The organism is Klebsiella sp. K5-45 (assembly GCF_030128605.1).
Classification (GTDB): domain Bacteria; phylum Pseudomonadota; class Gammaproteobacteria; order Enterobacterales; family Enterobacteriaceae; genus Klebsiella; species Klebsiella quasipneumoniae.
The window spans coordinates 73,886-88,182 of the sequence record NZ_JAKUZW010000006.1 but is presented as its reverse complement, the minus strand read 5'-3'; the positions used below and the strand labels follow the sequence as shown (position 1 = coordinate 88,182).

Here is a 14,297-nt window from a genome sequence, read left to right as displayed (position 1 = left end):
CGCCCCGTTCAGCGCGACCGCTGAACGGGGACGATCTCCACGCCGTGCTGCACCAGCTGCTGGCGCAGCGCGGCGTCGGGATCCCCATCGACGATAAGCGTACTGGCGAGGTTCAGCTCGCCGATGGCAAAGGCCGACGCGGCGTTGAGCTTTTCCCGGGAGGCCATCACCACGGTTTCCGCGGCCCTGGCCGCCAGCGCGCGCTTGATGCCTGCCTCTTCATAATCACCAGTGGTAAAACCCGCACGCGGGTGGACGCCGGTCACCCCCATAAAGAACACATCGGCGTTGATCCGCGCCATTCCTTCCAGCGTTTCGGGGCCGACGGCGACAACTGAATGCTTAAACACTTTGCCGCCAAGCAGGATCACCTCGATTTGCGGGTGATCGACCAGCGCCACGGCGATGCCGGGGCTGTGGGTGACCACCGTGCAGCTGAGGTCGGCGGGTAAGAAGCCGATCATCGCCGCGGTGGTGGTGCCGCCATCGACAATCACCACCTGTCCAGGCTGGATCAGGGCGGCGGCGGCGCGCGCCACCGCCTGCTTGGAGGCGATTTGCACGCTTTTGCGTGTTTCAATAGGGGCGATGGCAGCGGAGACCGGCAGCGCCCCGCCGTGGACCCGCTGCAGTTTTCCTTCCGCTGCCAGCTCGCGCAGGTCGCGGCGAATGGAGTCCTCTGAGACGTTAAAGCGTTGGCTCAGCTCCCCGGACATCACCTGTTTTTCCTCCGCAAGGATCTGCAGGATTTGCTGTTTTCGTTGACTGGCGAGCATGATTTTTCCTTCACGAGTGATCTTGTTTGTGCGCGATTATGCATGTTATGGTGCCTGCTGTCATCTTAAAGAGGATACAACATGCAAACTCATGCACCGCACGTCCGCCACATTCGCGAGACGCTGCTCTCTGATAACTGGTACACGCTGAAAAAATATACCTTTGAACTGCAGCGCCGGGACGGACGCTGGCAGGAGCAGAGCCGCGAGGCCTACGATCGCGGCAACGGCGCGGTCATTTTACTCTACAACCGGGAAAAGCGGACGGTGGTCCTGACTCGTCAGTTCCGTTTTCCGGTGTTTACTCACGGTCACGACGGATATCTCATTGAAGCGGCGGCCGGGCTGTTGGATAACGCCTCGCCGGAGGCGAGGATCGTTGCCGAAGCGGAAGAGGAGACCGGCTTTCGGGTGACGCGCATCGAGCCCGCCTTCACCGTCTTTATGAGCCCCGGATCTGTCACCGAAAAACTCTACTTTTTTATCGCCGAATATCAGGCCGATGACCGGCAGGGAGAGGGCGGCGGGCTGGCGGCGGAAGGTGAGGACATTGAAGTGCTGGAGTGGCCGCTGGCGCGGGCGCTGCAGGCCATTCGCGATGGCGAGATCATGGATGCCAAAACCATTATCCTGCTGCAGCACCTTGCGCTGAATGCCGACACGATCCTCGCCGGCTGAGCGGCAAGGAGCTGGGGGGTTAACGCAGCTCGCGGGCAATGGCGCTGTACATCAGCGCCGCTTCCAGCGGCTGGGCGTTAAAGGAGGGTTCCGCCTGCGGCCAGGTCGACCACTGGACGATCACCAGGTGTTCCGCGCGGTTCACCATGATCACCTGGCCGTAGATCCCCAGCGCCCACAGCGAGTCCTTCAGCCCTTCCTGCGGCGTCGGCTGGACGTTTTGCGCATTCGCCGGAATGGCGTTATTCCACCACTGATAACCGTAGATACCTTGCGGATGCGCCGCCGAGACCGAGTTCAGCGCTGTGGTCCAGCTTGCGGCCTGATCGAACCAGCCCGCAGGCACCAGCTGTTTGCCGTTGCTTAACCGACCATCGCGGGCGACGAATTCGCCGAAGCGGCCCCAGTCTTCAAGGGTGGCGTTAAAGCCGTGGGCGCCAACATCATGCTTCCCTTGCTGATAAGCATGCCATACGCCGTCGTGGGCCATCCCGGCGGGCTGCCACAGCGACTGCTCAAGCCAGGCGGCCAGCGGCATACCGGTGGCGCGCTCCAGGATATCGCCCAGTAGCCAGGCGCCGCCGGAAGAGTAGGACCACTGCTCGCCCGCAGGATGCTGGCGCGCCAGGCCGGTGACGATCTTGCGCACGCAGGCATAGGCGCCGGGCTGCGCCTCGCACTGGGTCAGGCGGGCGAAGTGCGACTGCGGGTCGGTGTAGTCTTCATTCCATTCCACACCGCTGGTGTGCTGAATTAACTGCTTCAGCGTCACGCCGTCCCAGGCGGTGCCTTTCAGTTCGGGCTCATAAACGGTAATCAGATCATCGAGGGAGTGGATCTTACCCTGCTGAATGGCGATACCCACCAGCGTCGAGACCACCGATTTTCCCACCGAGCGTGAGGTCCACAGGGTGGTATCGGTGTTGCCGTCGCCAAGATATTTCCAGGCGACTTTGCCGTCTTTCAGCACCAGCATACCGCTGACGTTCTCGCGCTTCAGGTAATCCTGCAGGGTCCAGGTATGGCCGTTAAGGGTATAGCGGGCATCGGTCAATTGTTTTTCAGCGCGTTCCAGCGGCACTGAGGCGCCGTGGCGGAAGACATCCCCGGCATAGTTGCGATAGTCATTGCGAAAGCCAATCACGCGTGAAGTCTGATCCCAGCTGAGCATGTCTTTGGCCGCGGGTAGCGTTTGATCGTAAGGCGTTGGGCAGACATCCAGCGTCAGGCCGCCGCAGTTTTGCGCCATTGCCGCCGCCGGCAGCGCCGCCAGGATTAACGCCAGGGCCAGTGGTTTTCTTATCATCTTCCTTTCCTCGTTTGCCATAGATTCGCTGCGCAGTATATAAATCGGCGCGCGCCGGCTAAAATCAGCACAGGGGGGATTTTCCCCCGTAAGGGAGAGAAGGATGAAAACCCTGCAATATTCTTTCGCGCAGATTGAAGCATTCGCCACCATCGCCGAGACCGGCAGCCTGTCGCGGGCGGCCATTCGGTTAGGTAAAGACCGAACCACGCTGCGCGATCTGCTGGACTATCTGGAAGACGCGCTGGGTTACCATCTGTTCAGCCGGGAAGGGCGTACCCTGACCTTAACCGACGAAGGCGAGCAGCTTTTTCGTCAGGCGCATCTGCTGTTGCGCCAGGCGCAGGCTTTCGAGTCTTTTGCGCAAACGCTGCCGCAAACCACCGGACAGGCGCTGCGTCTGGTGTACGATCCCTTTATCCCACGTGATTTTCTCTGCGCGCTGGCCGATACGCTGGCCCGGCGGCAGATCCGCCTGAGCTGCTGGAGCGCCTCGCGGCGCGAAGCCGAGCAGGCGCTGAGCGATGGCGTGGCGGATATGGCGCTGTGCCAGGCTAACAACCGCACGCTGGGGAGCGAAATGGAGTGGCGGGCGCTCGGCACCGTGGATCTGCGTTTCTACGCGGCGGACAGCCTGTTCCACGACGCTCCGCGGCCGCTGACGCTATTGAATCTTTCGTTGACGCCGCAGTTAGTGATGCACCGGCGCAGTGACGATCAGATTGCCCGCCGGCTGCAGATCTCCGGCCATACGCTGTATATGAACGAAATTACTCTGCTGCGCCATGCGCTGGAGCAGGGGAGGGGCTGGGGGTTTTTACCGGACCATTTGCGGCCAGGCGAGTGGCAGGGAGTCAGTGAAATCGCGACGGAGGTCGGCAGTCAGGGGCTGAACGTCACCATGGTGATGCTCTGGCTGCCCGGAATGAATAAGCACCGGATGCTTAGCGACATCGTGGACAAGGCGCCGGAGCTTTGGCGGCGCGGATAACAAAACGCCCCGGAGCCGAAGACCCCGGGGCGCTTGCCATACAACTTGCTATCGGCGATTACGCGCGAACGAAGTCGATGTGAGTCAGTTTCGGCTTGAACGCGTGGCGCTGAACAGCCTGAACTTTGACTTTTTCTTCTTTGCCATCAACCACGACGGTCAGAACTTCGCCGTAAAACTCAGCTTTGTCCTGCATGTTCCAAACTTTGTCGTGGTCCAGTTCGATAGCAACCGGAGCAGCTTCGCCACCGTAGATGATTGCCGGGAACTTGTTAGCTGCGCGCAGGCGGCGGCTCGCACCCTTACCCTGCTCTTTACGTACTTCTGCGTTGATAGTAAACATTGATGTCTCTCTATATATAAAGCCTGCTACAGGCGACCCAGCAACAGGCGGATTATCTGCTTTGCGAATGCAAAAGCGGGCGGCATTATAGCCGCCAAACGACACCCGGGCAATCAAAACCTCAGCTTTCGGGTGATTAACGCAGCTCGTTGGCGCGGCGAAAACGCCCCTGATAATCGAACACTTTTTCCCGCACCTGCCAGTACTGGCCTTTCATGCGGGCGACGACAAAGTCCGGATGGCGCAGCAGCGCCTGCTGGGCCACGATATCCGCCGGCGTTATCCAGCGCAGCGGCACCCCCGGCGTGCGGGTATGCGGGCGAATAAACAACTGCTCAAAGGCGGTACGCTGGGCGGGCGTCTGCAGACGGAAGCGCTCACTGACGTCGGCGCCGTCTTCATCGTAGTAGGTGATTTTCAGCCACGGGCCTTTCTCGTCGCCGCCGTGCTGCAGGGCCATGCCGCTGCAGCGTAGCACCAGCGCGTCCTTCAGCTTCAGCGCCGCCTTCAGCATATCGTCCGGGTCAACCAGAATGGTGTCGCACTCCCGGCAGCGGCGGGCGGCGATATCGTTTTCCGCGTTGCACTGCGGACAGTTTTTGAAGCGAAAGCGGAAGTCGCACTGTTCGCGGTGGCCGTCGTTATCTTCGAACCACCCCTGGCAGCGGCGGCCAAAGTGTTCAATCAAGGTGCCGTCGGCGGTGGTTTTGCCCCAGAAGGTATTGGCGAAGCCGCAGGCCGGGCAGAAGACCTGCACCGGCACGTTGTCGCTTTTACCCTTCGGCGTTCCCACTTCCGGGGCGTACAGGTCGTGCGGGTTGCCGGCGTAGTCGAGGATCAGGCAGTCGGTTTTTCCCGGCGCCAGGCGCAGGCCGCGGCCAACGATCTGTTGGTAAAGACTCACCGACTCGGTGGGGCGGAGGATGGCGATCAGGTCGACGTGCGGGGCGTCGAAGCCGGTGGTCAGCACCGCGACGTTCACCAGATAGCGATACTCCTGCGCTTTAAACGCCTCGATGATGCGATCCCGTTCCGGACCTGGGGTTTCCCCGGTGATCAACGCCGCCTGGCCTGCCGGTAGCAGGCCGGTCACTTCCCGGGCGTGCTCCACGGTGGCGGCGAAGATCATCACCCCTTTGCGGCTTTCGGCGAACTCCACGATCTGGCTGACGATATGTGGGGTGATACGCTGCTGTTTTTTCAGCTCATGGTTAAGATCGGCTTCGCTGAACAGGCCGTTGCTTTGCGCCTGCAGGCGACTGAAATCGTACTGCACCACCGGCATATCGAGGCGCTCCGGCGGCGTCAGGTAGCCGTGCTTAATCATATAGCGCAGCGGTAGCTCATAGATGCAGTCGCGGAACAGGGCCTTTTCATCGCCGCGCACCATCCCGTGGTAGTGGAACTGATAGATCCAGCCCTTGCCAAGGCGGAACGGAGTGGCCGTCAGGCCGAGCAGCCGGATCTGCGGATTAACCTGCCGCAGGTGGCCGATGATCTGCTGATACTGGCTGTCGTCATCATCGCTGATGCGGTGGCATTCATCGACGATGAGTAGCGAAAATTCGCTGCGAAACTGGTCGAGATTGCGCGCCACCGACTGTACGCTGCCGAACACCACTTTGCCGTGGCTCTCTTTTCGCTGCAGACCGGCGGCAAAGATATCCGCCTCAAGGCCAAGGGCGCAGTATTTGGCATGATTCTGCGCCACCAGCTCTTTGACGTGGGCCAGCACCAGCACGCGGCCGCGGGCCAGGCGGGCAAGCTCGGCGATCACCAGGCTTTTGCCCGCGCCGGTGGGCAGGACAATCGCCGCCGGCTCGGTATGGCGACGGAACCAGGCGAGGGTGGCATCGACGGCTTCTTGTTGGTAAGGACGTAATGTAAAAGTCATGAATTCACGGGGCTAATTAACTCGCGAATAGTATGCCATGAATCTTTTCCCTTGAGTGGTGTTAAGAGCCCGTTATACTAGCCAGTGAAATTCTTCTTTTTCGGGCGATTTGCCCGCTCCAGCACTTTGACAGGCTAAAAAAATCTCATGCGACTTGATAAGTTTATCGCTCAGCAGCTTGGCGTCAGCCGGGCTATTGCCGGGCGTGAAATCCGCGGCAGCCGCGTTACCGTGGACGGCGACATTGTAAAAGATGCTTCCTTTAAGCTTCAGCCGGAGCACGAGGTGGAGTATGACGGGAACACGCTGACCCAGCAGAACGGCCCGCGCTATTTTATGCTCAACAAGCCGCAAGGGTACGTCTGTTCCACCGACGATCCCGATCATCCGACTATCCTTTATTTCCTCGACGAGCCGGTGGCGCATAAGCTGCACGCCGCCGGACGGCTGGATATCGACACCACCGGACTGGTGCTGATGACCGATGACGGCCAGTGGTCGCACCGCATTACCTCGCCACGCCACCATTGTGAAAAAACCTATCTGGTGGCGCTGGAAAGCCCGCTGGCGGAAGGGACCGCGGAGCTGTTCGCCAAAGGGGTCCAGCTGCATAACGAAAAAGATCTCACCAAACCGGCGGTGCTGGAAATTATCACTCCGACCGAAGTGCGCCTCACCATCAGCGAAGGCCGCTACCATCAGGTGAAACGCATGTTCGCCGCCGTGGGTAACCACGTGGTTGGCCTGCATCGGGAACGCATCGGCGACATCCAGCTGGATGAATCGCTGGCGCCGGGTGAATATCGTCCGCTGACGGAAGCGGAAATCGCCAGCGTGGGCGCCCCGCAGCCACGGAGTAAAACGTGACGCTGAAGCAGAATTCTTCACTGGGGATTGTGTTTATCCTTGGCCTGCTGGCCATGCTGATGCCGCTGTCGATCGATATGTACCTCCCGGCCCTGCCGGTGATCGCTGCCCAGTACCACGTGCCGGACGGCAGCGCGCAGATGACCCTCAGCACCTATATCCTCGGCTTTGCGTTGGGTCAGCTGCTGTACGGTCCGATGGCTGACAGCCTCGGCCGCAAGCCGGTGATCCTCGGCGGAACGCTGGTCTTCGCGGCGGCCGCGGTGGCCTGCGCCCTGTCGCAGACCATCGAGATGCTGATCGCCATGCGCTTCTTCCACGGTCTGGCGGCCGCGGCGGCCAGCGTGGTGATTAACGCCCTGATGCGCGACATCTATCCGAAAGATGAGTTTTCGCGGATGATGTCGTTTGTCATGCTGGTGACGACCATTGCGCCGCTGGTGGCGCCGATGGTCGGCGGGGCGGTGCTGGTCTGGTTCAGCTGGCATGCCATTTTCTGGATCCTTGCCCTGGTGGCCCTGCTGGCCTCGCTGATGATCGGCCTGTTTATCCGCGAAACGCTACCGGCTGAAAGGCGTCAGCCGTTCCACCTGCGCACCACGCTGGGTAACTTTGCCACCCTGTTCCGCCATAAGCGGGTCCTGAGCTATATGCTGGCGAGTGGCTTTAGCTTCGCGGGCATGTTCTCTTTCCTAAGCGCCGGGCCTTTCGTCTATATCAATATTAACCACGTTGCGCCTCAGCACTTTGGCTACTATTTTGCGCTGAACATTGTCTTTTTGTTCCTGATGACCATGTTCAACAGCCGGTTTGTGCGGCGGGTAGGGGCGTTGCGCATGTTCCGCGCCGGGCTGTGGATCCAGTTTGCCATGGCGGTGTGGATGGTGGTTTGCGCGCTGCTCGACGTCGGTTTCTGGTCGCTGGTGATCGGCGTGGCGGCCTTCGTTGGCTGCGTATCGATGGTGTCGTCTAACGCTATGGCGGTGATCCTCGATGAGTTTCCGCATATGGCGGGCACCGCTTCGTCGCTGGCGGGGACTTTCCGCTTTGGTATCGGGGCGATTATCGGCGCGCTGCTGTCGATGGCGACCTTTACCACCGCCTGGCCGATGCTGATCTCTATCGCCTTCTGCGCCACCAGCTCTATTTTCTTCTCGCTTTACGCTTCCCGCCGGCGAAAAATCGCACGCTAGGTCACATTTTCAGGGGCGAAATCGCCCCTTTCTTGATGCATGTCAACCGCAATGGGCTTCAGGGTTCTGTGATTTGTTTCCTTTATGTAAAATCAATTAGTGTAAAAAGTCGCATTGTTGCGATAAAAAAGTTGTTTTGGATCACAGAAACGGGTACATATAGCGCCAATCGGCTTGCCGGGTTAAAAAATAACACGCTGGAATATAAGCGCTTAACCCTGGTCCGACGCGGCTGTAAACGTTTTCTGCGTCTGAGCAGGACTATTTGTCAACAGTGTGTTAATATTGATGTAAATTTATTGTGAAGCCTTTTGCTTCCGGGGAAACCACGTGAATACACAACAACTCTCTATCGTACACCGTCTGCCGCAGAGCTATCGCTGGCTGGCCGGTTTTGCGGGTTCCAGAGTTGAACCGATTCCGCAAAACGGCGCGCAGAACGAAAACAGTCTCGTCGCCCTGAAACTGCTGAGTCCGGACGGTGAAAAAGCCTGGCCGGTGATGCATAAGCTCAGCCAGGCGTTAAGCGACATCGAAGTCGACTGTTCCGTTCTTGAGTGCGAAGGCGAACCCTGCCTGTTCGTTAATCTGCAGGATGAGTTTGCCGCCACCTGTCGTCTGAAAAATTTTGGCGTGGCGATCGCCGAGCCCTTCTCCGGCAATAACCCTTTCTGACCGTCAGCTTAGCGCCAGCAGCTGGCGGGTATACTCATGCCGGGGCGCGCTGAAGACGGACTGGCACTCGCCCTGTTCAACCACCACTCCCTGCCGCAGCACCATCACCTGGTGACACAGCGCGCGCACCACGCCTAAATCATGGCTGATAAAAATATAGGCCAGCTGATGCTTCAGCTGTAATGCTTTCAACAGATTCAGGATCTGCGCCTGAACGGTTTTATCCAGCGAGGAAGTCGGCTCGTCGAGGACGATCAGCTGCGGCTTGACGATTAACGCTCTGGCGATGGCGATACGCTGGCGCTGGCCGCCGGAGAATGCCGCCGGGTAGCGCTGGCGGCTGGCCGGATCGAGCCCGACCTCCTGCATGGCAAAAATTACCGCCTGTTCGCGTTCGACTGCCGTCAGCGTCGGCTGGTGGACGCGCAATCCTTCTTCAATAATCTGCTGCGCCGTCAGGCGCGGATTGAGCGACGAGTTCGGATCCTGAAAAACCACCTGCATTTGTCGGCGCAGCGGCAGCAGCTGTCGACGGTTACGCCCCTGAATCGGCTGACCGGTAAAGGTTATCCTGCCCTCGGATGAGATCAGGCGCAGCAGCGCCAGACCGGTGGTGCTTTTCCCCGATCCCGATTCGCCCACCAGCCCCAGCGTCTCGCCGGCGCGTAGCTGAAAACTGAGGCTGTTGACCACCCGATGGTGATCGACAACCCGGCGCAGGATCCCTTTGCGAACAGGAAATGCCACGTTTAAATCGTCCACCTGCAGCAGCACCGGGGCATCGACGGCCAACGGCACCGGCTCACCGTCCGGTTCGCTATCCAGCAGGCGTTGGGTGTAGGGATGAGCCGGCGCGCTGAACAGCGCCCGACAGTGATTGTGCTCCACGCAGCGGCCGTTCTGCATTACCGCCACCCGGTCAGCCAGCTGGCGGACGATGCTCAGGTTATGGGTAATAAACAGCATCCCCATGTTCAGCTCCCGCTTCAGCTCGCGCAGCAGCTGCAGAATTTGCGCCTGCACTGACACATCGAGGGCGGTGGTCGGCTCGTCGGCGATCAGCAGCTCAGGGCGCGTCAGCAGCGCCATGGCGATCATCACCCGCTGGCGCTCGCCGCCGGAGAGCTGGTGCGGATAGTCCGCCAGCCGCCGCGGCGCCTGACGGATCCCGACTCGCTCCAGGCAGTCGAGGATCTCCCCGCGCGCCGCCTCTTTGCGCATTCCCCGGTGTAACGACAGCACCTCGTAGAGCTGTTTTTCCAGGGTGTGCAGGGGATTGAGCGACACCATCGGCTCCTGAAAGATCATCGCGATCCGGTTGCCGCGCACGCCGCGCAGGGTCGCCTCATCAGCATGCAGCAGCGACTGGCCATGAAAACGGACATCGCCGCTGGGGTAGCTGGCCGGCGGGGTAGGGAGCAGCCGCAGCACCGACAGGGCGGAGATGCTCTTACCGGAGCCGGATTCTCCCACCAGGGCCAGCGTTTCGCCGACCGCCACTTCGAGCGACAGATTATGCACGACGGTCTGCGTCTCGCCCTGCTGGCGAAAGGCGATAGAGAGATTGTCGATAGCTAACAGCGGGTGGGTCATATTACACCGCCTTACTGGGGTCAAAGGCGTCGCGAACCGCTTCACCGATGAAAATCAGCAGCGTCAGCAGCATGGCGACGGAAAGAAACGCGGCAATACCCAGCCAGGGCGCCTGCAGGTTGTTTTTGCCCTGCAGGAGCAGCTCGCCGAGTGAGGGCGAGCCAAGCGGCAGGCCGAAGCCGAGAAAATCCAGCGACGTCAGGGTGGTAATAGAGCTGCAGAGAATAAAAGGCAGGAAGGTGAGGGTCGCCACCATCGCGTTGGGCAGCATATGCCGCAGGATGATCTGCCGGTCGCTGACCCCTAACGCCTGCGCCGCCCGGATGTAGTCGTAGTTGCGGGTGCGGAGAAATTCAGCGCGCACCACGCCCACCAGTGTCATCCAGCCAAACAGGACGGTGATCGCCAACAGCCACCAGAAGCCCGGCTGCACGACGCTGGAGAGCAGAATGATCAGAAACAGCGTCGGCATGCCGGACCAGACTTCGATAAAACGCTGCCCCCAGAGGTCGATTTTACCGCCGTAATAACCCTGGATCGCCCCGGCCAGCACCCCCAGCACGCTGGAGAACAGCGTCAGCAGCAGGCCAAAGAGTACCGAGATGCGCGTCCCATAGAGGATCCGCGCCAGCACATCGCCGCCGTTGGCGTCGGTGCCGAGCCAGTTGCTGGCTGAGGGCGGCGAGGGAAAAGGAACCGTGCTGGCAAAATTGATCGTCGTCGCGCCGAAGCGCACCGGCGGCCAAAGCGCCCAGCCGTGGCTGGCCAGCTGGTGCTGCAGCCACGGATCCTGATAGTCAGCGGCGGTGGCGAATGCGCCGCCGAAGGTCTGCTCGGTGTAGTTTTTTAATACCGGGACGTACAGCTGGCCCCGGTACTGCACCAGCAGCGGCCGATCGTTAGCCAGCAGCTCAGCCCCCAGGCTGCAGAGGAAGAGAATTAAAAACAGCCACAGCGACCAGTAACCGCGACGGTTGTGGCGAAAGCGCGCCCAGCGGGCCTGATTAACGGGACTGAAGAACGACATTAGCGGCCCTCAAAATCAATACGCGGGTCGACCAGCGTATAGCTAATATCGCTGACGATATTAAGCAGCAGGCCGATCAGGGTGAAAATATAGAGCGTCCCGAACATCACCGGATAGTCGCGGGAGACCGTCGCTTCATAGCCCAGCAGCCCCAGACCATTCAACGAGAACATCACTTCGATCAGCAGCGAGCCGGTAAAGAACATACTGATAAAGGTGGCCGGGAAACCAGCGATCACCAGCAGCATGGCGTTGCGGAACACGTGTCCCCAGAGGATCTGTTTCTCCCCGACCCCTTTGGCGCGGGCGGTAACCACATACTGTTTGCGGATCTCGTCGAGGAAGCTGTTTTTGGTCAGCATGGTCAGGGCGGCGAAGCCGCCGATCACCGTCGCCAGCACCGGCAGGGTGATGTGCCACAGATAGTCGAGGATCTTTTCATACCACGGCAGGGTGTCGAAGTTTGGCGAGACCAGACCGCGCAGCGGGAAGAGGTCGAAATAGCTGCCGCCGGCAAAAATCACGATCAGCAGGATGGCGAACAGAAAGGCGGGGATCGCATAGCCAATGATAATCAGCGTACTGCTCCAGATGTCAAAGCGGCTGCCGTTGCTGACGGCTTTGCGGATGCCCAGCGGAATGGAGACCAGATAGATGATCAGCGTGCTCCACAGCCCGAGGCTCACCGAGACCGGCAGGCTGTCTTTAATCAGCTGCAGCACGGAGGCGCTGCGAAACAGGCTGTCGCCAAAATCAAAGCGCAGATAATCGCCCAGCATCTTCAGGTAGCGCTCGTGCAGCGGTTTGTCGAAGCCGTAGCGGTGGGTGATCTCGGCGATGACTTCCGGATCGAGGCCGCGCCCGCCGCGATAGTGCCCCTCGCTGATATTGCCGGCGCCGGTGCGGGCATGGCTGGCGCCCATCCCGCCGTCGCCGGCGCCTGGCATTCCGCCGCGCTGACCAAATTCGATGGCGGCGATGGCCTGGTCGACCGGGCCGCCGGGGGCGATCTGCACAATAAAAAAGTTAATGGTGATGATGGCCCACAGGGTGGGGATCACTAACAGCAAACGGCGGATCAGGTAACTGCCCATGGTATGTCCTTAGCGTCTGTCCGCGGGGAGGGTGGCCGCTTTGTTCGCGTCATACCACCAGGTATCAAGGCCGGACGAATAAATGGGGCGGGTTTTCGGGAACGAGAATTTATTCCACCACGCGGTGCGGTCCTGCGCCATATACCACATCGGCAACATATAGTGGTTCCAGGTGAGGACGCGGTCCAGCGCCCGGCCGAGCGGGATCAGCTTCTGCTTATTACCCTGCCACTGCAGGATCTGCGCAATCAGTTTATCTACCACCGGACTCTGCACCCCCGGCGCGTTGTAGCTGGAGTGAATATAGTCTGACGCCCAGGAGATTTGCAGGTCGGTCCCCGGCCAGGGCATGGCACGCCACAGGCTTGGCATCATGTCGTAATCGCGGTTGCGGCGGCGGTTGCTGTACTGCGAGTTATCCACCTGACGAATATCCATGACGATCCCCAGGCGCTGCAGGTTGTGCTGGAACGGCAGCACCCAGCGGTCATTGCTTCCGGCCGGCATCAGCAGCTCAAAGCGCAGCGGCTTGCCGGTGGCGGCGTTAACCCGGCGCTGGTTCTTCACCGTCCAGCCTGCCGCGTTGAGCAGGGCGTCGGCTTTGAGTAAGTTGGCGCGGTCAAAGCCATCGCCGCGGGAGACCGGCGGCTGGTAAACCTGGCTGAAGAGCTCGGGGGGCAGTTCGTTTTTCATCGGCGTCAGCAGGGCCAGTTCGGCCGCGTCGGGCAGGCTGCGGGCGGCATATTCGGTGTTCTGGAAATAGCTATTGGCGCGCTGATAGGCGCTGTAGAACAGCGCTTTGTTCATCCATTCAAAATCAAATGCCAGGGTAATGGCCTCCCGCACCCGGCGATCGGCGAATACCGGGCGCTGGATATTGAACGCCAGCCACTGGGTATCCTGCGCCGAGGTGTTGGCATACTCCTCTTTGATGATGTAGCCGCGGCTGAAGTTGCGGCCAACGTAGCGGGTAGCCCAGTTTTTGGCGACCGTCTCTTCCCGGCGGTCAACGGCCCCGGCTTTAAAGGCTTCAAAAGCGACGTTGTCGTCAAGATAATAGTCATAGCGCAGCGTATCGAAGTTCCAGCGACCGCGGTTGACCGGCAGGTCGGCCGCCCAGTAGTCGGTGACCCGGGAATAGGTAATATACTGTCCCATCCGCCAGGCGCTGATGCGATAGGGTCCGCTGGCCAGCGGTGGCTTTGACAGCGGGTCGCTAAGTTTGTGATGGCGCCAGAACGCCTCGGGCATCACCGGTAGGCTCAGCAGGCTCAGCATATTCTCTTTACCGGGCTGGCCGAGGTCGATACGCACAGTCAACGGCGCGATGGCCTTCACGGTGGTGCCTTTATAAAAGAGGCGGAACTGCGGCACCCCTTCGGTCATAAACTTCTTGAAGGTAAAAGCGACATCCTGGGCGGTGATTGGCGTGCCGTCGTGAAAACGGGCGCGGGGGTTGAGAGCGATCTCCATCCATGAATAGTCCCCGGCGTAGCGCGCCCGCTCGGCAATCAGCGGATAATAGCTCCCGGGCTCATCATCCGAAGTGGTGAACAGGGGATCGTAGAGCGCCTCAGTTCGTACCGCGGGATTGCCGCGCAGCGCGTAGCGGTTGAAGTTGTCGAAGGTGCCGATTGCCGCCAGGGTGAGCGTGCCACCTTTCGGCGCCTGTGGATTGACATAATCAAAATGGCTGAAACCGGCGGCGTATTTGGGCTCGCCGATAATCGCGAAGGCGACGCTTTCCTGAATGGATTGCGCGTTAGCGCTCAGGCTAAACAGAGCAAGCAGAAGCAGAAAAAGTCGCGCATACATAGGCGGCAGAATACCCCGTCATAGCCGGCCCCCATGGCCGACTTC

13 protein-coding genes are annotated in these 14,297 nt (G+C 60.2%); 5 read left to right on the top strand and 8 right to left on the bottom strand.

Annotated elements, in window-relative coordinates:
- Window positions 1-8: 8 nt before the first annotated feature.
- Entirely contained in the window at window positions 9-776 is a 768-nt protein-coding gene (locus MKS11_RS14205) for a DeoR/GlpR family DNA-binding transcription regulator (protein ID WP_211773121.1), read from the bottom strand.
- 81 nt (window positions 777-857) lie between these two features.
- On the opposite strand from MKS11_RS14205, the gene MKS11_RS14200 reads away from it, so the two are divergent.
- Complete coding sequence (locus MKS11_RS14200) at window positions 858-1,454, top strand: NUDIX domain-containing protein (protein WP_211773122.1); 597 nt, start codon at window positions 858-860, stop codon at window positions 1,452-1,454.
- Between the two features lie 19 nt (window positions 1,455-1,473).
- Here the strand turns inward: MKS11_RS14200 and MKS11_RS14195 are convergent, their stop codons facing one another.
- A complete protein-coding gene (locus tag MKS11_RS14195; RefSeq protein WP_064187880.1) occupies window positions 1,474-2,760 on the bottom strand; it encodes a serine hydrolase in 1,287 nt (428 codons plus the stop codon).
- A gap of 103 nt (window positions 2,761-2,863) precedes the next feature.
- Here MKS11_RS14195 and MKS11_RS14190 point away from each other — a divergent pair, with 103 nt between their 5' ends.
- Window positions 2,864-3,751 (top strand): LysR family transcriptional regulator, encoded by an 888-nt coding sequence (locus tag MKS11_RS14190; RefSeq protein ID WP_017899310.1) that lies wholly within the window; start codon window positions 2,864-2,866, stop codon window positions 3,749-3,751.
- Window positions 3,752-3,809: 58 nt separating this feature from the next.
- Here MKS11_RS14190 and rplY read toward each other — a convergent pair whose 3' ends face one another.
- Both rplY and MKS11_RS14180 read right to left on the bottom strand, forming a co-directional pair.
- Entirely contained in the window at window positions 3,810-4,094 is a 285-nt protein-coding gene (gene rplY, locus MKS11_RS14185; protein WP_004201664.1) for a 50S ribosomal protein L25, read from the bottom strand.
- A gap of 136 nt (window positions 4,095-4,230) precedes the next feature.
- Complete coding sequence (locus MKS11_RS14180; RefSeq protein WP_017899311.1) at window positions 4,231-5,988, bottom strand: DEAD/DEAH box helicase; 1,758 nt, start codon at window positions 5,986-5,988, stop codon at window positions 4,231-4,233.
- 147 nt (window positions 5,989-6,135) lie between these two features.
- Between MKS11_RS14180 and rsuA the strand changes: the two genes are divergently transcribed.
- The 3 genes from rsuA to MKS11_RS14165 all read left to right on the top strand — a co-directional run bounded on the left by rsuA (window position 6,136) and on the right by MKS11_RS14165 (window position 8,723).
- Window positions 6,136-6,855 (top strand): 16S rRNA pseudouridine(516) synthase RsuA, encoded by a 720-nt coding sequence (gene rsuA / locus MKS11_RS14175; RefSeq protein ID WP_004201662.1) that lies wholly within the window; start codon window positions 6,136-6,138, stop codon window positions 6,853-6,855.
- The gene (locus MKS11_RS14170) at window positions 6,852-8,048 is read left to right on the top strand and encodes a Bcr/CflA family multidrug efflux MFS transporter (protein ID WP_004201661.1); all 1,197 of its coding nucleotides are present in this window, start codon (window positions 6,852-6,854) and stop codon (window positions 8,046-8,048) included. Before rsuA ends, MKS11_RS14170 begins: the two co-directional genes overlap by 4 nt.
- 330 nt (window positions 8,049-8,378) lie before the next feature.
- A complete protein-coding gene (locus MKS11_RS14165; protein WP_002912974.1) occupies window positions 8,379-8,723 on the top strand; it encodes a YejG family protein in 345 nt (114 codons plus the stop codon).
- 3 nt (window positions 8,724-8,726) lie between these two features.
- Here MKS11_RS14165 and yejF read toward each other — a convergent pair whose 3' ends face one another.
- From yejF to MKS11_RS14145, 4 genes are read right to left on the bottom strand one after another with little or no spacing between them, the layout of a single operon-like run.
- A complete protein-coding gene (yejF, locus tag MKS11_RS14160; protein ID WP_211773123.1) occupies window positions 8,727-10,316 on the bottom strand; it encodes a microcin C ABC transporter ATP-binding protein YejF in 1,590 nt (529 codons plus the stop codon).
- A gap of 1 nt (window position 10,317) precedes the next feature.
- On the bottom strand, window positions 10,318-11,343 hold the full coding sequence (locus MKS11_RS14155) for a microcin C ABC transporter permease (RefSeq protein WP_048325169.1): 1,026 nt from the start codon (window positions 11,341-11,343) through the stop codon (window positions 10,318-10,320).
- On the bottom strand, window positions 11,343-12,437 hold the full coding sequence (locus MKS11_RS14150) for a microcin C ABC transporter permease YejB (RefSeq protein WP_211773125.1): 1,095 nt from the start codon (window positions 12,435-12,437) through the stop codon (window positions 11,343-11,345). The genes MKS11_RS14155 and MKS11_RS14150 overlap by 1 nt, the downstream gene beginning before the upstream one ends.
- Before the next feature lie 9 nt (window positions 12,438-12,446).
- Complete coding sequence (locus MKS11_RS14145; protein WP_211773126.1) at window positions 12,447-14,252, bottom strand: extracellular solute-binding protein; 1,806 nt, start codon at window positions 14,250-14,252, stop codon at window positions 12,447-12,449.
- Between the last annotated feature and the right edge of the window lie 45 nt (window positions 14,253-14,297).